The 20,918-nt window shown below is 30.2% G+C and carries 21 protein-coding genes and 1 pseudogene; 9 read left to right on the top strand and 13 right to left on the bottom strand.

All coding sequences use genetic code 11. From position 1 onward, the window contains the following. Positions 1-41: 41 nt before the first annotated feature. The 10 genes from RN605_RS02715 to RN605_RS02670 form a co-directional block, all read right to left on the bottom strand. A complete protein-coding gene (locus tag RN605_RS02715) occupies positions 42-2,540 on the bottom strand; it encodes a PIG-L family deacetylase (protein ID WP_313321984.1) in 2,499 nt (832 codons plus the stop codon). Between the two features lie 81 nt (positions 2,541-2,621). After that, on the bottom strand, positions 2,622-3,002 hold the full coding sequence (locus RN605_RS02710; protein ID WP_313321982.1) for a hypothetical protein: 381 nt from the start codon (positions 3,000-3,002) through the stop codon (positions 2,622-2,624). A 214-nt stretch (positions 3,003-3,216) separates the two neighbouring features. Continuing rightward, positions 3,217-3,645, bottom strand: a complete 429-nt coding sequence (locus RN605_RS02705; protein ID WP_313321980.1) for a hypothetical protein — start codon at positions 3,643-3,645, stop codon at positions 3,217-3,219. Between the two features lie 118 nt (positions 3,646-3,763). Next, complete coding sequence (locus tag RN605_RS02700) at positions 3,764-4,294, bottom strand: mechanosensitive ion channel domain-containing protein (protein WP_313321978.1); 531 nt, start codon at positions 4,292-4,294, stop codon at positions 3,764-3,766. A gap of 18 nt (positions 4,295-4,312) precedes the next feature. After that, positions 4,313-4,696, bottom strand: coding sequence for a hypothetical protein (locus RN605_RS02695; protein WP_313321977.1), 384 nt, complete (start codon positions 4,694-4,696; stop codon positions 4,313-4,315). 2 nt (positions 4,697-4,698) lie between these two features. Next, complete coding sequence (locus tag RN605_RS02690; RefSeq protein WP_313321975.1) at positions 4,699-5,286, bottom strand: Maf-like protein; 588 nt, start codon at positions 5,284-5,286, stop codon at positions 4,699-4,701. Beyond that, entirely contained in the window at positions 5,273-6,214 is a 942-nt protein-coding gene (locus tag RN605_RS02685) for a geranylgeranylglycerol-phosphate geranylgeranyltransferase (protein ID WP_313356382.1), read from the bottom strand. The genes RN605_RS02690 and RN605_RS02685 overlap by 14 nt, the downstream gene beginning before the upstream one ends. Before the next feature lie 25 nt (positions 6,215-6,239). Then, positions 6,240-6,767, bottom strand: a complete 528-nt coding sequence (locus RN605_RS02680; RefSeq protein ID WP_313321971.1) for a KdsC family phosphatase — start codon at positions 6,765-6,767, stop codon at positions 6,240-6,242. Further along, positions 6,751-7,512 carry a Rossmann-like and DUF2520 domain-containing protein gene (locus tag RN605_RS02675; protein WP_313321969.1) on the bottom strand — a complete coding sequence of 254 codons (762 nt, stop codon included), beginning with the start codon at positions 7,510-7,512 and terminating at the stop codon, positions 6,751-6,753. Before RN605_RS02675 ends, RN605_RS02680 begins: the two co-directional genes overlap by 17 nt. 93 nt (positions 7,513-7,605) lie before the next feature. Next, complete coding sequence (locus RN605_RS02670; RefSeq protein ID WP_313321967.1) at positions 7,606-7,896, bottom strand: hypothetical protein; 291 nt, start codon at positions 7,894-7,896, stop codon at positions 7,606-7,608. Between the two features lie 289 nt (positions 7,897-8,185). On the opposite strand from RN605_RS02670, the gene ccsA reads away from it, so the two are divergent. After that, a complete protein-coding gene (gene ccsA / locus RN605_RS02665; RefSeq protein ID WP_313321965.1) occupies positions 8,186-11,308 on the top strand; it encodes a cytochrome c biogenesis protein CcsA in 3,123 nt (1,040 codons plus the stop codon). Between the two features lie 57 nt (positions 11,309-11,365). Here the strand turns inward: ccsA and RN605_RS02660 are convergent, their stop codons facing one another. Together RN605_RS02660 and RN605_RS02655 are read right to left on the bottom strand one after the other, a co-directional pair. Beyond that, complete coding sequence (locus RN605_RS02660; protein WP_313321963.1) at positions 11,366-12,154, bottom strand: anti-sigma factor; 789 nt, start codon at positions 12,152-12,154, stop codon at positions 11,366-11,368. Further along, a complete protein-coding gene (locus RN605_RS02655; protein ID WP_313321961.1) occupies positions 12,155-12,703 on the bottom strand; it encodes an RNA polymerase sigma factor in 549 nt (182 codons plus the stop codon). A 141-nt stretch (positions 12,704-12,844) separates the two neighbouring features. Between RN605_RS02655 and RN605_RS02650 the strand changes: the two genes are divergently transcribed. From RN605_RS02650 to RN605_RS02610, 8 genes and pseudogenes are all read left to right on the top strand, one after another. Beyond that, positions 12,845-13,492: a DUF4331 family protein gene (locus RN605_RS02650; RefSeq protein ID WP_313321959.1), complete on the top strand. Its 648-nt coding sequence runs from the start codon at positions 12,845-12,847 to the stop codon at positions 13,490-13,492. Between the two features lie 19 nt (positions 13,493-13,511). Then, entirely contained in the window at positions 13,512-14,081 is a 570-nt protein-coding gene (locus RN605_RS02645) for a DUF4331 family protein (protein WP_313321957.1), read from the top strand. Between the two features lie 135 nt (positions 14,082-14,216). Further along, positions 14,217-15,434, top strand: a pseudogene (locus RN605_RS13875) (DUF4331 family protein). Between the two features lie 73 nt (positions 15,435-15,507). Continuing rightward, positions 15,508-16,803, top strand: a complete 1,296-nt coding sequence (locus RN605_RS02630) for a tetratricopeptide repeat protein (protein ID WP_313321952.1) — start codon at positions 15,508-15,510, stop codon at positions 16,801-16,803. Then, complete coding sequence (locus tag RN605_RS02625; RefSeq protein WP_313321950.1) at positions 16,803-18,584, top strand: TonB-dependent receptor; 1,782 nt, start codon at positions 16,803-16,805, stop codon at positions 18,582-18,584. The genes RN605_RS02630 and RN605_RS02625 overlap by 1 nt, the downstream gene beginning before the upstream one ends. Continuing rightward, the gene (locus RN605_RS02620; protein ID WP_313321948.1) at positions 18,551-19,003 is read left to right on the top strand and encodes a TonB-dependent receptor domain-containing protein; all 453 of its coding nucleotides are present in this window, start codon (positions 18,551-18,553) and stop codon (positions 19,001-19,003) included. The genes RN605_RS02625 and RN605_RS02620 overlap by 34 nt, the downstream gene beginning before the upstream one ends. A gap of 166 nt (positions 19,004-19,169) precedes the next feature. Further along, positions 19,170-19,763 carry a glutathione peroxidase gene (locus RN605_RS02615; RefSeq protein ID WP_313321946.1) on the top strand — a complete coding sequence of 198 codons (594 nt, stop codon included), beginning with the start codon at positions 19,170-19,172 and terminating at the stop codon, positions 19,761-19,763. 202 nt (positions 19,764-19,965) lie between these two features. Continuing rightward, positions 19,966-20,340: a hypothetical protein gene (locus tag RN605_RS02610; protein ID WP_313321944.1), complete on the top strand. Its 375-nt coding sequence runs from the start codon at positions 19,966-19,968 to the stop codon at positions 20,338-20,340. An 11-nt stretch (positions 20,341-20,351) separates the two neighbouring features. Here RN605_RS02610 and RN605_RS02605 read toward each other — a convergent pair whose 3' ends face one another. Continuing rightward, positions 20,352-20,849 carry a GNAT family N-acetyltransferase gene (locus RN605_RS02605; RefSeq protein WP_313321942.1) on the bottom strand — a complete coding sequence of 166 codons (498 nt, stop codon included), beginning with the start codon at positions 20,847-20,849 and terminating at the stop codon, positions 20,352-20,354. Between the last annotated feature and the right edge of the window lie 69 nt (positions 20,850-20,918).

The following is a 20,918-nucleotide window of genomic DNA, read 5'->3' as shown; positions in this document are numbered from 1 at the left end:
AGTGTAACTATTTTTCCAAAGTTGTTTTTTATTTTCCATAATTATTTTCCAATTGCAATCATGTTAGCTAATAATCGAAATGCACCCGAAACTCCAGCTGGCAACTCTCGGAAGAAACTTAATCCTGTATAAATGTAATTTCCTTTTCCATATTTAGCTACTAATAAGGCACCATTTTTTGGGGTTTCACCTTTATCATTTGCTGACAAAATAGGAGTGAAGGCAGTATCCCATTCACTTGGATAATACAATCCTTGTTCTTGCGTCCAGCCTTTAAAATCTTCAGTAGTTATTTTATTCGGGTAATTTAAAATTTGATGGTTTGGATTTATAAATCGTACTTCAGCATTTTCATCAGTAACTCTATCTCTTGATATTTTTAATTTATAAGGTGACATTTCATTGGTAACTAAATCATCTAAAGTATTATACTGAACAATCATTGTTTTACCATTCTGAACAAAGTCTAATAACATTTTTTGTTTTGTTGCTAAAGCATTTACAACATTGTAAGCTCTAATTCCAGTCATAATAACATCATAGTTGTTGAGAAGTTGAGTTGAGATTTTTTCAGGTTTAATAATATCAACATCATAACCCATTTGTTCTAAACTTTTTGGAATTTCATCACCTGCACCCATGATGTAAGCAATCTTTTCGTTTTTAGTTTTGATTTTTAAACGAATTGCTTTAGCAGTTGCCGGTTGTAAAACCATTTGTTTGTAAATATGCTGATAATTAATATCAATTTTTTGCTTGTCAAATTGTTGATTATTGATATTCACTATACTTTTTATATCTACTTCGCTTGCTTCTTTTGAAGGAGAAACTGAGAAAACTGCTAAAACTTCTTCATCTTTTTTATCGATGGTAAATGGAATTTCATTTGGAGAAACTTCCCAGTCATTTGGCAGTTCAAGTTTAACATTACCTTTGATGTTGTCTTTTCCAGCTTTTATTTTTACATTAATTGTTTTACTTCTGTTAGAATTAAAAATATAAACTTTTTCATTTAATGCAGAAGTAACAATTGGAACTATATCAAGCGGTTGATAGACTTCGCCTTTAACATCATCATTATATTTGTAAACTACATTTCGTTCAAAAGGAATTGTCGTACCATTGATATCTATTAAAAAAGTAACTTTAATTTGTCTTAAAACATCAGGAATACCTATGTTTTCTTGGTTATCAACACGATACATTCCAGTAGTTCCTTTTTCTTCTAGCCAATAGGGATAAGTATAGTTCAAACTATCATTAAGAGGTAATTCAATAGATTTAGAAATTCCTTTGTTATTCATTAACGGGTTAATTTCTTGAGTCATCATTATACTTGGAACGGTTTGGGTTGCGTTCCAATTCATGACTATATTACTCCGATTAATAGCTTCTAATTTTACTTTGATTGTGCTGCCTGGCGTTGCTTCTTGAACATCAGAAACAGCTTCAAGGTACAAACCAGCGCAACCAGCAATGATTTTTTTAATCTCTTCTGTTTTAATTTTTTTCCAGTGATTGTCTTTAAGATTTTGAATTAGGTTATATGCTTTAACTAATTCAGGAATAGAAGCTGAAGGATTTTTAAAATCAAAATTTTTCTCAACGTTTGAGAGTATTTCTCCTATTGGTTTTCCACCTTCAACACGATTCCAAGTAGTATCAATGCCTTCAAAAATATTATTCTTATCAGAAGGTTTATCACCTTTTAAAAATTCTAAATATTCATCTTCATCGCCACGACTTCCAGTAGAACCAAAACCTTGTGATTGATGACGACTTCTGCTCAATGCCGCAATTTCTTGATTTGATTTTCCTAAATCCGAAAAATAAGTTCCTGTATTTATTTGTGCTAAATTAGATTTATCTGCTTTTTCAAATTTATCTCTTCCACCATAAAACCACCAAGAAGTATTAAAAAACAATCGTTTTGGTTTCCAAGTAGTAACATATTGTAATTGATTTGGAAATACAGTTGCGTCATTAACTTTATCAAAAGCTTCAAAACTTAGCATGGCTGAAGAAGTGTGATGACCATGAGTTGTTCCTGGTGAACGATGGTCAAATCTGTTGATGATTACATCGGGTTGAAATTTTCGAATTGCCCAAATAACATCGCTCAAGACTTGCTCTTTATTCCAAATTTCTAAAGTTTCATCTGGATTTTTTGAATATCCAAAATCATTAGCACGCGAAAAGAATTGTTCACCACCATCAATTTTTCGAGCTTCTATTAATTCTTGAGTTCTAATTACTCCTAAAAGCTCTCTTAATTCAGAACCAATTAAATTTTGCCCGCCATCGCCACGAGTTAAAGACAAATAACCAGTTCGAGCTTTTTTGTCATTGGATAACCAAGAAATTAGTCGAGTGTTTTCGTCATCAGGATGTGCAGCAATATATAAAACAGAACCCAAAAAATTAAGTTTTTGAATTTGGTTAAATAACTCTACAGATGATGGTTTAGATGGTTGCTGTGCAACTAAGTTTTGTGTGGATAGTGCTAATAAAAGGAATAAAAAGGAGTAAAGCTTTTGCATAAAATTAGTATTGATTGCAATAGCTTCAAATATACAGATTAAATAAAAAGCATCCTTTTATTTAAATTGTTTTTAACAAAATTAATTTGAAGACAACTCCACTTTGTTAAAGTGACCTTTTGAATTATAAGGATAATTTTTCTTGTGAATATCAATTAATTCATAGGGTTTGTCATCATCATAATCATTGATAATGACTCTAGCTTTATTATACAATGAATATCCACCATAATTTTGAGGAAGATTTTCTGAAGAATTCCATACTCCATCCAATTTATAATAGTAAACCATTTTTTGAAGATCAAAGTAGGCTTCTAAATTTGGAAAGTAATAATAGCGCAAATAACAATTTGTTTTAGCATCTATTGTCAATTTTGAATTTGGAGAATTAGTATTTTGAGAATAAGAATTTGATAAACTTATAGTGCAAAATAAAACCATTAAAAAAGATAGCTTTTTCATCATTAGTAGTTTTAATTTATTAGACTTTTGGCATTACAAAGATATAGCAAAAAAAATTGAGATTTATGTATTTTGGCGGTTGTACATCGATAAACTACATCTTTTTAACTTCAATTTAAGAAAAATATTATTTTAATAGTAGTTATAATTTGTTGAAAATCAATAAAAAAAGCAAAGTTTTAAACTTTGCTTTTTTCGAATAGTTAGTAAAAAACTATTTTTTCTTTCCATGGCCTTTTCCCTTCGATTTTCCTTTATGGTTTCCATTATTTCCTTTTTTGGCATAACTATGACCTGCAGGTTTACCATATTTAATTTTATGTGTTTTGTAGAAAGTGTAAGGAGCATTTCCTCTATAATCTGTTAAATAAACTGTTCTACCATGACGCAAATCATAATATCTATATTGCGCAGGCAAAGCTGCTGATCTGAACCATTTACCATTTCTTAAATAGATGTATCTTTCAGCAGGAACATCATAATAAACACCAATTTCTGGCAGATAATAATATTGAACCGCAACTGCATTGGCTGGAGCCCAAACTGGCGGTGTTCCTAAATTCACATTAACCGAGACTTGAGATTGAGCAGTATTTGCCATTGCAAATAGAGCTACAATTACTAAATATTTTAACTTTTTCATAATTTTAAATTTTAAGTTCAACATAAGTTCTATTTGAAGAACAATACAAAGTTGGTTCTTAATACTGAATCTTGTGTTACAAGAATTTTGAAAAAAGTTATAGAATTTTGTTTTAGTGTTAATCGTAAAAATCTTTATCCTCAATTTTTTCCCTAACTATAGCAATTCCTTTTTGAAGTAGAAGATTGTTTGGATAGGTAATTCTTTCACCATCAGCAGTTATTAGGTCGATATGAAAAGCGCTGATGTCTTCAATTTCTGCTTGAATTGGAAAATCTTTATCGAAGATTTTAATGGTATCACCAATTTTAAAAGGAAAAAAGAAGAAAAGAATAATACCCGAAGTTATATTGCTTAGAATTGACCATTGGGCAAACATTGCCACACCAATAACGGTTGCAACAGAGGAAATGGTTACTAATAAATCTTTCTTTTGAACTCCCCAAATAATAATTAATATAATTACTGTAATAATATTGAGTAGTAGATGAATATATTTGATTACTAAATTAGTTCTATGCTCGATATTAGAATGCGTTTTAGCATATCGTCTAATTAACTTTGTGAATAAAACTCTTAATACAACAACAATTATTAATACTATAATAGTTGCTATAGCTTCAATTGTAAAATTTGATAAGAATTTCATTTTATTAGTATTTGCAGTTTATCTAACTTTTGTTTTTACATATTTTCCTTTGTAATCAGCAGGATATTTCTTTTTGTGTTGTTCAATCAATAAATAAGGTTCTTCATTGTCTGGTTTTACATCTGTTAAAATGATGTAATACTTATTATAAGCCGAGTAACCTCTGTAGTTTGAAGGTATTTTATCTGCATAAACCCATTTTTCTTTGTCTTTATAGATATATTTCTTTAATCTAACATCAAAATAAGCTTCAAGATTTGGATAATAATAGTACCTGAAAGAACCAACTTTTGGATCTTTTTGAAGTTCAACTTTTGTAGAATCGATTGCTGTTTTGTTAGTAGCAACTGAAAAATTAGATAAAATAAAAATAAATAGTATTGACAGAACTAATTTTTTCATTGTTAAATATTCAAATTTTTTAAATAAGTGAATACCATTTCGGTTGGCATTCCGACTACATTGGTATAAGAACCTTCAATCCTAGAAATACCAATTAACCCAATCCATTCCTGAATTCCATAAGCTCCAGCTTTATCAAATGGTTTGTATTTATCGAGATAATAGTTGATTTCTTCATCGGTTAAATTATTAAAACTAACTTTTGTAACACAATGTAACAAATCATTTTTTTTACTTGTTTTAAAGCACACAGACGTAATTACTTCGTGAGTATTTCCGGCCATATTTTTTAGCATCGCAAAAGCTTCATCATAATCATTAGGCTTTCCTAATGCTCTATTTTCATACCAAACTATAGTGTCACTCGTAATTACAATTTCATTTTCAAGCATTTCATTGTCAAAGGAACTTGCTTTTAATTCGGCAAGAAAATTTGTGATCTCAACACCTTGTAAATGATTTGGATATATTTCATCAACATTTTTGATTTTAATTTCAAAATCTAAACCTAAGTCCTTAAAAAACTGTTGCCTTCTGGGCGAACCAGAGGCTAAAATTAATTTATAGTTTTTTAATTTATCCTTTAACATTGTATTTAATGTTTAATGAAATAATTAGTATTGATATAACTCCAAAGAAAATAATTGCTTTTAAAACATTGCTTAACAACTTAAAATCTTTTTTTGATTTTGCAGACCAAGTTTTTACAGTTACAAATATCATTGGGCTAATTACAAATAATAAAGAGTAGATTGTGGCGATGTAAAGCTTTGAATTCATTAGATTGTTATTGACATACCAAAACAAAATAGCAGTAGCAATTACACATAAAACAGTAACTATTTTTGCGGTTCTTTCTTTGCCAATAGCTATGGGTAAAGTATTCATTCCTTGATTATAGTCGCCATCGATATCTTCTAAGTCCTTAATTATTTCTCTTATAAAATTAATAATAAATGCAAAAATTGCATAATCTAAAATTATCCCTAAAAGTGTTTGCATGTTTACTTTCTGGTCAAAACTTACATAGGATAAATAAGGAATAATATCAAAAAAGCCAATAATAATTACGCTAAGTCCAAGTATTAATGCAACAATCAAATTACCAACAACAGCTATGCGTTTAAAACTTGTGGCATACAAATAGAGTAGGACTGAAATTATTATAAACAATCCAAAAAAAGAAGTTTTATTTACATAATCGGAAAGATAATATCCAATTAGAACACCTGATATAGTTAAACCAAAATACATGTAGTATGCCGATTCTTCTGATATGGATTTACCAATAATAACATTATTTGGTTTGTTATCATAATCAGTTTCTTGGTCCATAATATCATTGATTACATAACCTGCGGCTGCAATTAGCACTGTTGATAATACTAACAATAAGTATTGCCAATCTTTCAATGCCAAAGGAATATCTTGAAGTGCTAAAAATCCATAACGAAAAAGTAATTGCATAAACGCAATTAATAAAAGGTTTTTATATCGTATTAATTTTAAAAAATTCATTTTGTAGTTTACTAATTCTTAATTGTTAATCATGTTTTCCGTTGTAGTACATATGCCATTTTGCTTGTACTTTCATTACTTGCTCAATAACTTCACGAACAGCACCTTTACCACCGTTTTTGTGTGAGATATATTTAGAAATAGCCTTGATTTCTGGACTAGCATCTTGAGGACAAGTTGGTAACCCAACTAATTTCATTACATGAAAATCAGGAATATCATCACCCATAAATAAAACTTCTTCAGGTTTAATATTGTATAATTCAATGTATTCTTTGAAAGTTTCCACTTTATCAGGCGAACCTAAATGAATATCAGTTATACCTAAATTTCTTAATCTGATTCGAACACCTTCGTTTTTTCCTCCAGAAATTACACAAACATGATAACCACTTTCTACAGCTGCTTTCAAAGCAAAACCATCACGAATATTCATTATTCTTAGCATTTCGCCAGTTTCGGTTACATGAACAGCACCATCGGTCAATACTCCATCAATGTCAAAAATGAAGGTTGTTATGTTGTTCATTAATTCTTTATAGCTTTTTTCCATTATCAATAATTGATTGGGTTAGGAGTTTATAAATTTCTTTCTGATTATCTTTATTTAAAAAATTTAAATGCGCATTGATAGTAACCGTATCTTCTCTTTTTGCTGGACCAGTTTGTGCTTCATTAGGAGTAAGCGATAAAATTTTATCGGCAGTTTCTAAAATTAATGGTTTCAGTAAATCAAAAGATAAGTTATTTTCCTTACAAATTTCACTACCTATTTCATACAAATGATTCACAAAATTACATACAAAAACAGCAGCTACATGCAGTGCTTTGCGTTGTTCAGAGTTTATTTGATATACTTGGTTAGAAATAGATTGAGCAACAGCTTCTAATAAGGATAAATCATTTTTAGTTTCAGCTTCTAATGCAATTGGAATTTGGCTAAAATCAATCTCTTTTGATTTTGAAAAAGTCTGTAACGGATAAAAAACACCTTTTCGGTTTTTTGAATCTATTTCAATCATTGGAATACTTCCTGAGGTATGTACAACAAGTTTATATGTAAAAGGTATTTGACTAGAAACTTCAGCAATGGCATTATCTGAAACAGCTATAACATAAAGGTCAGCTTCTTTGAGTTCTTTGTAATCTGAAATAATTTTCTTCTCATCAAGTAAGTGAGCAATTTGCTTTGGATGTCGTGCTAATACTTGAATAAGATTGAGGCTTTTAGCTTTTTGAAAAGCCAAGAGTAAATGCTGAGCAACATTGCCCGAACCAATAAGCACTACTGTAATCATTCGACAAAAGTACTAAAATTAGTAGTTAAATGGAATGTTTATTAAAAATGGTTTAAAGCTTGTTGGCTAATATTAATTAATCAAATATTTTTTTCAAAACTTACAGTTGTACCAGTTTTGTTCTATCCATGCTTTAATTTCTTCTTTGGTTTTTAATTTACTAGGTACTTCTTTATGTATCATTTTTTCAATTTTCAATCCAGTTCTTTTAAAACTCAAATGATGAATTTTTGCAAATGAATTTATGAAGTCTAAAATTTCATTGCCCATTTTTCTGTTCAATGGTGTATTGTCCAATGATACAAATACTTTTGAAGAATGGTCTGGTAATTTATTCCATGAATAATTTGTGTACGTAAGGTCGGTTTTAGATAGTAGTGGCATTACAATAAATTTGATTACTAAAATTCTAATAAAATCGTTACACCCAAAAATAGTTTGATGCCCAATAAGTTAATTGCGGTTTTTTTTATTTTTTTTTACGGTATTTACTTTTTAGGTTTTGTTTTAATAATTTTTTCCTGTTTGAGACATTATTTAATAATTCAATTTAATTTTTTCCTCAATCAAAAAACACAAGTTAAACTATACTTAAATAGAATAATTCTACCTCAAAACATTCACATTTTTAATTACTTTTGCACTACTTTATAAAAATCAATTCTTCCGCTTTATGGAAAAAAAAATATACGCGTTTCTTTTCTCCACACGTTTAATGGCAGTTTTATTTATAGGTTATGCCATAGCCATGATTTTCGGAACCTTTATAGAAAGCAAATACAATACTGATACCGCTCGAATTTGGATATACAATTCGTGGTGGTTTGAAGCTATACATGTGTTCTTTTTAATTAATTTCTTCGGAAATATTAAACGATACAAACTCTACAAAAAAGAAAAATGGGCAACATTACTTTTGCACCTTTCTTTTATTTTTATCATTGTAGGCGCAGCTATTACTCGTTACATTAGTTATGAAGGAATGATGCCCATTCGTGAAGGCGAAATTTCAAATAGAATGTATTCGGATAAAAACTTTTTGACCGTTTTTGTAGATGGAGAATATGAAGGAAGCGTGAAAAGAAGAACAATTGAAAAATCATTATTACTTTCTCCAGTTGCTGACAATTCATTTTTAATTAATAAGAAGTTTGGTGAAATTCCTTTTGAAATTAGCTATAAAAATTATGTCCTTGATGCAAAAGAAGTAATCAAAGAAGATGAAAAAGGTGTTTTATATTTAAAACTGGTTGAATCTGGCGATGGTACTCGACATGAACATTGGCTGAAAGAAGGCGAAGTTCAAAACATTCATAATTTACTTTTTGCTTTAAATAAACCAACTGATGGTGCGGTTAATATAAATACAATTGACAATACTATAGTTACTCCATTTGATGGTCAATTTATGAGAATGGCTGATAAATTTCAAGGAAAAGTTACTAAAGATTCAGTCCAAGCCTTGATGTATCGTTCGCTTTATAATCTTGGGGGAACTCAATTTGTATTGCCCGAAGCAGCTAAAAAAGGATTTAAAACTTTTGAAGCTTCAGGAAATTATAAGCCAAAACAACATGACGATGCATTGACTTTAATTATAAGATCTGGTGGCGAAGAGAAAGAGATAACACTTGTTGGTTCCAAAGGAAAACAAGGTGAACCAGTTATGGTAAAACTTGGTAAACTTGACTTTACTTTAATGTTTGGAAGTAAAGTTTATGAACTGCCATTCAAATTAAAATTAAATGATTTTATAGCTGATAAATATCCCGGAACAGAAAAGAGTTATTCTGCGTTTGAAAGCAAAGTCACAGTAATAGATTCGGCTAACAAGTTTGATGCAAGAATTTATATGAATCATATTTTAGATTATAGAGGTTTCAGATTTTTCCAAGCATCATTTGACCAAGATGAAAAAGGAACAGTACTTTCAGTAAATCATGATTTTTGGGGAACAACCATAACTTACATTGGTTATTTCTTATTGTTTTTTTGCATGATGGCAATTCTTTTTGTAAAAAATACTCGTTTTGCTGATTTGAAAAAGAAATTAGAAACTGTTAAAAAGAAAAAAGCAAAATTACTTTCAATACTACTTATTTTAAGTACTACTTTGAGCTTTTCGCAAGAAAACCATTCTCATAAACAAAATACTTTTAACTATAAAGATTCTATTCTAAAATATAAAGTTCCCGAAGCACAAGCTGATCGATTTGGTAGATTAGTCATTCAAGATGATGGTGGTAGAATGAAGCCAATCAATACTTTTTCTTCTGAATTATTGCGCAAGGTAAGTCATAATGATACTTATGAAGGAATGAATTCTGACCAGGTTTTTATTTCTATGAAACAATTTCCGTTTGCTTGGATGGAAATTCCGCTAGTTTATGTTAAAAAAGACAATGACAGTATTCGTAAATTAATAGGAGTAGAGCCAAAACAAAAATTAATTCCTTTTGCTGCTTTTTTTGATAAAGATGGAAATTACAAATTAGCGCCATATTTAGATGAAGCTTATAAAACTGCTAATCCGAATCAATTTGAGAAAGACTTTGTAGAAACTGATAAAAAAATCAATTTATTGAATTCTGCTTTGTTTGGAAGTATTTTGAAAATTTATCCAGTTCCAAATGATAAGAATAACAAATGGGTTTCTAATCTAGAGTTGAACCAACCAACGGGAACCGCTTTAGACACTATAAAAGCAGCTTTTCCATTATACCTTCAATATTTAGCAAAAGGTACTAGCACAAAAGAATATGCTGGTGCAAACATGATGCTCGAAGGTATGGAAAAATTCCAAATGAAGTATGGAAGAGAAGTCATGCCGAGCATGGAAAAAGTTAATTATGAAATACTATATAACAAATATGATGTGTTCAAGAAATTACCTTATTGGTACATTTCATTAGCTATTTTGATGTTTGTATTAGTTATAAGTCAAATTTTTAAAGATCGAAAGTTTTTAAGAGTTTCTATAAACGTATTACATGTTCTTATAGGTTTGTGTTTTGCTTTGCATACCGTTGGATTAATAGCTCGTTGGTATATTTCGGGTCATGCACCTTGGAGTAATGCTTATGAAGCTATTGTTTATGTTGCTTGGGCAACAATGTTTTTTGGTTTAGCATTTGATAGAAAATCTAAATTAACTGTCGCATCATCTGCATTTGTCACAGCAATGATATTAACAGCTGCTTATGCAAACTGGATAGATCCAGAGATTGCAAATCTTCAACCAGTTTTAAATTCTTATTGGTTAATGATTCACGTTGCTGTAATAGTAGCTAGTTATGGTCCATTTGCATTAGGTTTCATACTTGGATTTGTTTCGTTATTACTTATGTTTTTCACGAATGAGAAAAATAAAGTTAAAATGGATTTAAACATCAAAGAACTAACCTATATTAATGAAATGGCGTTGACGGTTGGTTTAGTTATGTTGACCATTGGAAACTTTCTTGGTGGTCAATGGGCTAATGAAAGTTGGGGAAGATATTGGGGTTGGGATCCAAAGGAAACTTGGGCATTAATCAGTATAATGGTTTATGCTTTTGTAATTCACGCACGTTTTGTTCCTGGAATGAAAAGCCGTTGGATTTTTAACTTGATGGCAATGTTTGCCTTTATGTCTATTCTATTTACATATTATGGTGTTAATTTCCATTTAGTAGGTTTGCATTCTTATGCAAGTGGTGAAGCAAAATCTTTGGCATGGATATATGAAATGGCAATTGGTATTTCAGTTGTTGGAATATTAACTTATCCGAAGTTTAAAAAGTATTATAAAAAATAATTTCTACAAAAAAAGGTTCAACATTGTTGAACCTTTTTCTTTTATTACAAATTAATATTATACTTTTCCTAATGTGTAAAGTTGTTCCATTGTTGGTGAAGCACTTCCGCCTGAAGGTTCAAGCGTTATACCAAAAGCTTCAGCACCCGAAGTTTTATCAACTGCAAAAACTTTGGAATCATTACCTTTAAAGTCAACCAATAAACCAATACTTGTTGGAGTTAACTGTGGTTGAAGTTTTAAAGACCAAATTTGATAAACTTTTCCTTCTGGTGGTTCTGGCAATCCGCTTGCATCAACATAAACTTCATCCGTTTTTTGATTCCAATAAATTCTTGCTTTTGCTTCCGGCGCAACAGCTTGTCCACCTAGAGGAATTATTTTATTATTTTCGTCACGAACAACTGCTAAAACTTCTTTGGTGTATCTGTTGTTTAATTCTAAAACATTTACTGAATCTTTTAACTGCTTTTTCTCTTGTTCAACCACAACAATCTGCTCTTTTGTGTTGTTCAATTGAAAATATTGGTAACCGACACCTAATAATAATACAATACTTGCAGCCCAACCAATGTAACTGTATCTGCTTGTTTTTGGCTGCATTTGTATAACGTTAGAATGTTTCAATTCTAATTGAGCTTTAATTTTTTCAAACTGACTGTTAGAAATAAAAGGCGAAAAACTACTCGATAAATTCAAAATTGCTCTTTCAATAGAAAGGATTTCATTTTTAATTTCTGGTTCTTTTTCCGCCATAGCAGTTATTTCAATGTTTTCGGTTTCACTAAGTAAACCATAAACATAAAGTTCTAAAATACCTGACTCTATATATTCTTTGTTTTCCATTTATATTTTTAAAAAATTGCGTAAATCATTCATACACGATCTGTTTTGAGTTTTTACAGTTCCAAGCGGCATCGAAAGTTCTTCTGATACTTCTTGTTGTGTAAAACCTTTAAAAAAAAGTAAATCTATTAATTGGATACATTTTGGTTTTAGTTTATTTACAAAATCTCTAAGACCAATAGAATCAATTCTATTTACTAGTTTATTACTATCGTCTAACAGATTACTATCGTCTAACAGATGTACGAAATTATCAGAAGAAAGGTTTTTTTGCGAGTTGTTAAATCCTTTAGAACGCAACTTATCAATAGTAGTGTTTCTAGCGATGTTAAGCATCCAAGTGTATAATCTTCCTTTTGATTCACTATATGAATCAATATTTTTCCAAATTTTAACAAAAACTTCTTGAAGCACATCCTCTGCGTCATCTCTGTTGCTAATCAAATTAGTTATAACGCTAAAAAGGCTTTTAGAATACATGTCATAAAGCATTGTAAAAGCTCTTTCTTCTTTCCTTAAGAGCAAGGGTAATAATTCTTCTTGTGACATAGTTTTTTTTGATTAGTTCTTGTAAAAATAGGAATCTTTTTAATTTAATCATTATAAATAGTATAAAAAACAGAAGTATTTAAAAACCAATATCTTAATAGCTACGTATATAATATCATATTAACGTCAAAATCATATAAAATGAAAAAAACAAAAATTCTTTTAGGCTCATCGCTAATAGCGATTGTATGTCTAATTTTAGTAGCGGCTGATCACATTGATGCTCCAGCTGTAACAGGTAATAAATCTGATATTACCGATGTGTACGCCTTTCAAGGGCAAGATTCAAACAACATGGTATTTGTAGTAAATACACAAGGATTATTAAGTCCAAGTGCAACTGCATCTGCAACTTTTGATGAAGATGTTTTAACTGAAATCAATATTGACAACAATGGTGACAATGTTGAAGATTTAGTAATTCAAGCTATCGCTAGAGGAAATAAAATGTATTTCTTTGGTCCGGCTACACCTAACATGACAGGAAAAATGAGTACTATAAAAACTCAAAATGCTTCAGGAAAAGTAAAAATTTCGGAATATGGTGAAACAAATGTTGAAACTGAAAACGGAATGAAATTTTTTGCAGGTCCAAGAGACGATCCATTCTTTTTTGATTTAGGACAATACAGCGCTATTTTATCAGGAACTGCAACTGGGTTCAATAATCCAGGCACCGATACATTTGCAGGAACTAATGTTCTATCAATTGTTGTTGAAGTTCCAAAATCAACTTTAGGAAGTTCTTCAACTATAAATGTGTGGGCTGAAACAAAAAGAGAACAATAATAATTTAAATCCAATTACAATGAAAAATAATAACATATATTCTATAATAACCATTTGTTTTTGCATGCTTACCTTATTTGTAGGTTGTAGCAAAGATGAAAGTACAGATTCTGAACTTTTAGGAAAACAATCAAATGGCAAAAACTTTTTTGGGACCTACATGCAAGAAGATCAAATGGCACGTCCAGCAATCAATACCGTTTTTGTTGGTTCAGGTGCACCAAAAGATTTGTTCAATACCACAATTCCATCACAAATGGGAGCTAATTTTCAATCGTCTTTTCAAACACGACTTTTAGCATTAAATCCTGGTTATACTGCAAATGCATTAGGTTTGGATGCTTTTACATTTACTTCAGTATTGGCTACAGATGTATTAAATGTTAGTAAAACTGCTCCAACTACTTTTTTTGATGGAACAAATGTATTAACAGGAAGAAATTTGTCGGATGATGTAATAGATGTAGAATTACTTTTGATTTTTGGCGGTCCAGATGGTACTGCTAATGCAGCAGTAACTTCGGATCATGTTGATTCTAATGATAAGCCTTTTACTGAATCTTTTCCATATTTAGCAACTCCATGGTAAAAATGGATTATTATAATTGAATGAAACAGAGCATTTTGCTCTGTTTTTTTGTTTAAAATAAAAAAATATTGATGTTTTAAAATCCAAAAGCAATCCAATCTCGTAACTATAGTTATAACATAAAATTAATTTAAAATGAAAAAAACAAAAATTTATTTAGCGATTTCGCTTGTTGCGATTTCAGGATTGGTTTTCTTGGCTGCTGATCACATTGATGCACCAGCAGTAACAGGAAATGCTTCTGATATTACAGATGTATATGCTTTTCAAGGGCAGAATACAAGTAATATGGTATTTGTAGTAAATACTCAAGGTTTATTAAGTCCATCTTCTACAGCAGCAGCTTCATTTGATGAAAATGTTTTAACCGAAATTAACATTGATAATAATGGAGACAATGTTGAGGATTTAGTAATTCAAGCTATTAGAAAAGGAAACAAAATGTACTTTTTTGGACCGGTTGCTCCAGGAACAACAGGTACAACAAGTACAATTAAAACAAATGCAGCCGCCGGAAATGTGAAAATTTCTCAATATGGTCAACCTGCAACAATTTCATCACAAAATGGAATGACCTTTTTTGCTGGTCCTAGAGATGATCCTTTCTTTTTTGATTTAGGTCAGTACAGCGCCATTTTAGCTGGAACAGCTGGTGGATTTAACAATCCTGGTACTGATACTTTTGCAGGTACAAATGTTCTATCAATTGTGGTGGAAGTTCCAAAATCTACTTTAGGAAATGAATCTTCTTTAAATGTATGGGCTGAAACCAAAAGAAAACAATAAGTATAAATCAATAAATTAAATAATAGTATGAAAACAAATAAATATATAATATTAGGATTAACACTGGTTGCATCAATGCTTTCAGTAAACTGTAGTGATGATTCTTCGGATAATTCAACTGACTTTTCAGGCACTTTTGTTCAACAAGATCAAATGGGTAGACCAGCTATAAATACTGTCTTTGTAGCATCAGGAACACCAAAAGATCAATTTAACGGAACAATTCCATCACAAATGGGAGCTAATTTTCAGGCTTCTTTTGAGGCTAGATTATTAGCATTAAATCCAGGCTATACTACAAATGCATTAGGTTTAGATGCTACAACTTTTACAACTGTTTTAGCAACAGACGTATTGAATTTGAGTACTTCAGGAACTACAACATTTTTTGATGGAACTAATGTTTTAACTGGTAGAAGGTTGAACGATGATGTTATTGATGTAGAATTGTTATTGCTTTTTGGTGGACCAACTGGTGGTGATAATGCTGGTTTAACTTCTGATCATGTTGACGCTAACGACAAACCGTTTTTAACATCATTTCCATACTTAGCTGAATCTTGGTAATATAGTTTAACAAGAGCGTTGATTTGCGTTAGCGCTCTTGTTTTTACAACAACAAACAAAAAAAACAAACATCATGAAACTTTTAAAAAATATAACATTATCAATTAGTTTACTGGCTTTATTGATTAGTTGCAACTCAAAATCTGATGTGGTTACAAATTCAAAAGATTATGAAGTCTATTTGCAATCTACAACAAATAATGATTTGAAAGAAACTCAAAGAGAGATTGATTTTTGGCAAAAAAAATATGATAATGCGCCTAATCAAAAAAGCTATTTGGGAATATTAGCATCCAATTATACAAAACTTTTTGACATCACAGCTAATATTGATTATTTAATAATTGCTGAAAAAAATCTACTTGAAGTAAATGAGGCATACAAGTACTCTAAAGTTAACAATATTCGTTCTTTAGCACGAAATTATATTTCGCAACATCGATTTAATGAAGCTTTAGAATTAGCAAATAAAGCACTTGCAATTGGAGAAGGACTTAATGAAACGCACAAGTTATTGTTTGATGTTCAAATGGAGTTAGGAAACTATAAAGAAGCCGAATCACATTTGAATTCAATTGACAACAAAAAAGAGTTTGATTATTACATAAGAATTGCAAAATGGAACGATCATATTGGCGATTTAGAAACCACTATTTCCTTCATGGAAAAAGCAAAAATTGAAGCTGAAAAATACAGCAACAAACATCTTAAAATTTGGACTAATACCAATCTTGGTGATTATAATGGTCATGCTGGAAAAATTAAAGAAGCTTATCAATACTATTTAAATGCCTTGGCAATTGATCCAAATAATAGCTACGCTTTAAAAGGAATTGCTTGGATTGCTTTTTCGCATGAGAAAAATACAGATGAAGCCATTAGAATTATTAATCAAATTTCAAAACGTCACAATTCGCCTGATTTTTATTTACTGAAAGCCCAAATTGCAGAATATAAAAAAGATAATGACAAGAAAGTTGAAATGTTAAATTCATATTTCAACAGTATTGACAATAAAGAATATGGCGCAATGTATAATAAATATAATGTTCTCCTTTTTGCCGAAGAACCACAATCGCTTTCAAAATCTCTTTCCATAGCAGAAGAAGAAGTTGAGCATAGACCTACACCAGATTCATATGATTTACTAGCATGGACCTATTTTAAAATGGGTGAAAAAGAAAAAGCACTTGAAATTGCTAAACAACATGTAGCAGGAAAATCATTTGAACCAAAATTAAATTATCATTTGGCCGAAATATATAAAGCTAATAATGAATTGGATAAAATTAAGCCAATCAAAGAGGAATTAATGAATAGTTTGTTTGAACTAGGACCAAATTACGAAGAAAAAATAAAGAGTTTGTAATGAAAAAATTAGTTCTGATATTCATAATCTTATCGTCAAATTTGATGATGAGCCAAGTAAATCATGGAGTTGTTCAAGATGAGTTTAGCATGCCTATTGAAAATGCATTTATTACCAATTTAAGTTCAAAAACTCATGCTCACTCAGATGAATTGGGAAAATTTACAATAGAGCGTACTAAAGTTAACGACACGCTACAAATTAATGCTTTGGGCTTCAAAAAAACAACTTTTGTTATTACAGATGAAACTTTGAATGTAATTTTAAAATCATCCGTTTATGAATTGGACCAAGTAGTTGTTCAACCAAAATTATCAGCCATGAATGCCGTTTCAAAAATAGATTTAATGACTAATCCAGTAAATTCTTCTCAAGAAATTTTGAGAAAAGTTCCTGGACTATTTATTGGTCAACATGCCGGCGGCGGAAAAGCAGAACAACTTTTCTTAAGAGGTTTTGATATTGACCACGGTACTGATGTAGCTATTAATGTTGATGGAATGCCTATTAATATGGTTTCACATGCACACGGACAAGGTTATGCTGATTTGCATTTTTTAATTCCTGAAACTATTAATAAAATTGAATATGGAAAAGGAACTTATAATGCTTCGCAAGGCGATTTTGCTACGGCAGGTTACGTAAGCTTTCAAACTAAGGAAAATGTAGATAGAAATTCAGTTGGAGCAGAAGTAGGTCAATTCAATACACTGAGAACTGTTGGTTTATTTAATTTATTAGAACCAAATGTAAACGAGAAATTGTTTTTGGCTACCGAATATATTTTAACCGATGGACCATTTGAAGCACCACAAGATTTTAAAAGAGTAAATCTGTTTGGGAAATACACAAAACGATATACTAACAATAGTAAGTTTTCAATTTCAGCTTCTCGATTTGAAAGCAAATGGAATGCTTCAGGACAAATTCCGCAACGATTGGTTGACAATGGAACTATAAGTCGTTTTGGTGCTGTTGATGCCACTGAAGGCGGGTTTACTTCAAGAAATAATTTGATTGCTACTTTTATAAAACCTATTACAGAAACAAGTTTTATTAAAGCAACTTCATTTTATACCAATTATGAATTTGAACTGTATTCTAATTTTACTTTTTTTCTAAATAATCCAATTGATGGCGACCAAATTAGACAAAAAGAATCTCGTTCAGTTTACGGAATGAATTTAGAATATAATTTAAAAGGTACTAATTCAAAATTTCAAATTGGCGCTGGTTTTAGAACTGATGCTACGAATGATTCAGAACTATCATCAACAAAAAATCGATACACCACTTTAGAAAAAATTAAACTAGGTGATGTTGATCAAAACAATGCTTTTGCTTATGCAAATACTGAATTTTCCTTTGGTAAATGGGTTATAAATCCGGCTTTGAGATTGGATTATTTTAAATTCAATTATAACGATAAATTAACAGAACCTTTTCAATCATTAGCAGCAGATAAATTTAAAATTTCTCCAAAGCTTAACGTCTTTTATAGTGTTAACAATAATTTTCAACTCTTTGCAAAATCAGGATTAGGATTTCATTCCAATGATACGCGAGTAGTTGTGAGTCAAATGGGAAAAGAAATTCTTCCGACAGCTTTTGGAAATGACATTGGAACGATTTTTAAACCAATTCCAAGTTTAATTATAAATGCTACACTTTGGCAATTATATCTGGAGCAAGAATTTGTATATGTTGGCGATGCAGGAATTGTTGAACCAAGTGGAAAACCAAACGTATGGGAATTGAATTTAGCGCACGATATCAACTGAACAATTATCTATTTTTTGATAGTGATATTAATTACACCTACGCAAGAAGTATTGATGAACCAAGCGGACAAAATTATATTCCATTAGCACCCGATTTTACCACAACTGGAGGTTTGAACTTTACAAATTACAAACGCTTTTCTGGAGGAATACATTATCGATATTTAAATCATCGTCCTGCTAACGAAGATAATTCTATCGAAGCCAAAGGATATTTTGTTACCGATATGAATATAAATTATAATTATAAAAATTTCACCTTCGGTTTAGCAGTTGAAAACCTATTTAATACCGAATGGAATGAGACTCAGTTTGCCACCGAATCTAGATTGCAAAACGAAAGTCAGAGTGTAGAAGAAATTCATTTTACACCTGGAACTCCTTTTTTCATAAAGAGTAAAATTAGTTTTGCCTTCTAAAACACTTGTTTTTGTTTGTAATGAAAGCTAGATTGGTTTTTGTTATGTTTGTTGGGAACCCAACTACTCATGTGGTTGGGTTCTTTTTTATTATTTAATATAACTTTATCATTTGTATAACAAAAAATGGATTAATTATTTATAATTTTATAAAAAAATTACAACTATGAAAAAATTACTTTTATTAACATTTGCAACTCTAATATTTATTAGTTGCGGAAATAAAACCGAAAATAAAACAATGGCAATGAACACAGAAGAAAGCACAGAGACATTAGTTAAAGAAAACATTTATCAATTTAAAGTAACCGATTTATATGGTGAAGAGTTTGACTTTTCTTCATTGAAGGGTAAAAAAATATTAATAGTAAACACCGCTTCTGAATGCGGGTTAACGCCTCAGTACAAAGACTTAGAAGCAATTTATGAAAAATACAAAGACAAAAACTTTGTAATTGTTGGATTTCCAGCAAACAATTTTGGTTCTCAAGAACCGGGAAGTGACAAAGAGATTGCACAATTTTGTCAAAAAAATTATGGTGTAACTTTTCCTATGATGGCAAAATCATCAGTGAAAGGAAAAGACATGAATGAAGTTTATCAGTTTTTAACTCAAAAAAGTAAAAATGGACTTCAGGACAGCGAAGTAGAGTGGAACTTCCAAAAATATTTAATTAACGAAAAAGGAGAATTAATCAAAGTACTTTCTCCAAGAGTTTTACCAACGGATAAAGAAATAGTAGGTTGGATAAACAGTTAATTGTATAGTAATGATACAAAAAAGGCAAACCCAATTGGTTTGCCTTTTTTTATTTATGCTAATCAATGTCAATAAACTATAAAAACATCGACGAACGAACAGCCAGCAGTAGTTTGAAGATTTTTTTATCATTTAAACGATTTTAGTTTATCGTTATATGCTTCCTTCCTAATTTTGATTAACAATAAAAAACAAATAGTTTATGGAAGATATTTTCAATCCAGTATATAGAAAGGATTATTTTGAAGGTTATTCAAATGGTCTGAATCCAGTTATAGAAATAAAAGAATTTTACAGTGATGCCTTTCAGGAAGGTTTTCAAATAGGAAGACAAGAATATGAAAACATGAATGGTAAAATTTCTAATGGAATTCCTAAACTGATTGTTACTACAAAAGTTTTAGAAGATTTTTTACTTGCTGGTATGCTAGGAATGAATATTGATGAAACGGGTTATACACCTTTTCAAATAGAAGTAATTCAAAAATGGTATCAAAGCGGCGTTGAAAAATACGATGTTTACAGCAATAGAAGTCTTTTGAGCATTTTAGATGATAATGGAATAGAGTTAACATAACTCTATTTTTTTTATTCTAAAATTAACTGTAAGATTACAGAATGTAACCAACGGTCAAATTTATATCCACTTTCTTTTATAAAGCCAACTTTTTCAAAACCAAAGTGTTCATGAAATTGTATACTGTTTGCGTTTTCTGAATCAATTACGCCAATCATGGTGTGAAGTTTTTGTGATTTCGCTAAAGAAATAAGTTTTTCTAGTAATAGTTTTCCAATTCCTTTGCCGTGATGGTTATTAGAAACATATACAGAATGTTCAACAGTAAATTTATAAGCTTCACGAAAACGGAATTCACTGTAGTAACCAAAACCAACAACTTCATCGTTTAAAATAGCAACTATAATTGGGAAATTCTTATTCTTTTTGTCTTCAAAAATTAATTTTTGTTGATGAATAGTTCTGATAGTATAATCATAAAGAGCAGTCGAATTTAAGATATTGTAATTGATGATTTCAATTATACTGTTTAAGTCTTCTTCTTTATAATTTCTGAGTTGAATGTGCATTTGTTTAAAATATTTTCAAAAATAAGAAAACTATTTGAACCTATTTAAAAAGGATTAAAGTTCGTACAT

It is taken from the genome of Flavobacterium sp. PMTSA4, from assembly GCF_032098525.1.
Taxonomy (GTDB): domain Bacteria; phylum Bacteroidota; class Bacteroidia; order Flavobacteriales; family Flavobacteriaceae; genus Flavobacterium; species Flavobacterium capsici.
The sequence above is the reverse complement of the archived record's forward strand: the minus strand, read 5'-3'. Positions and strand labels throughout refer to the sequence as shown.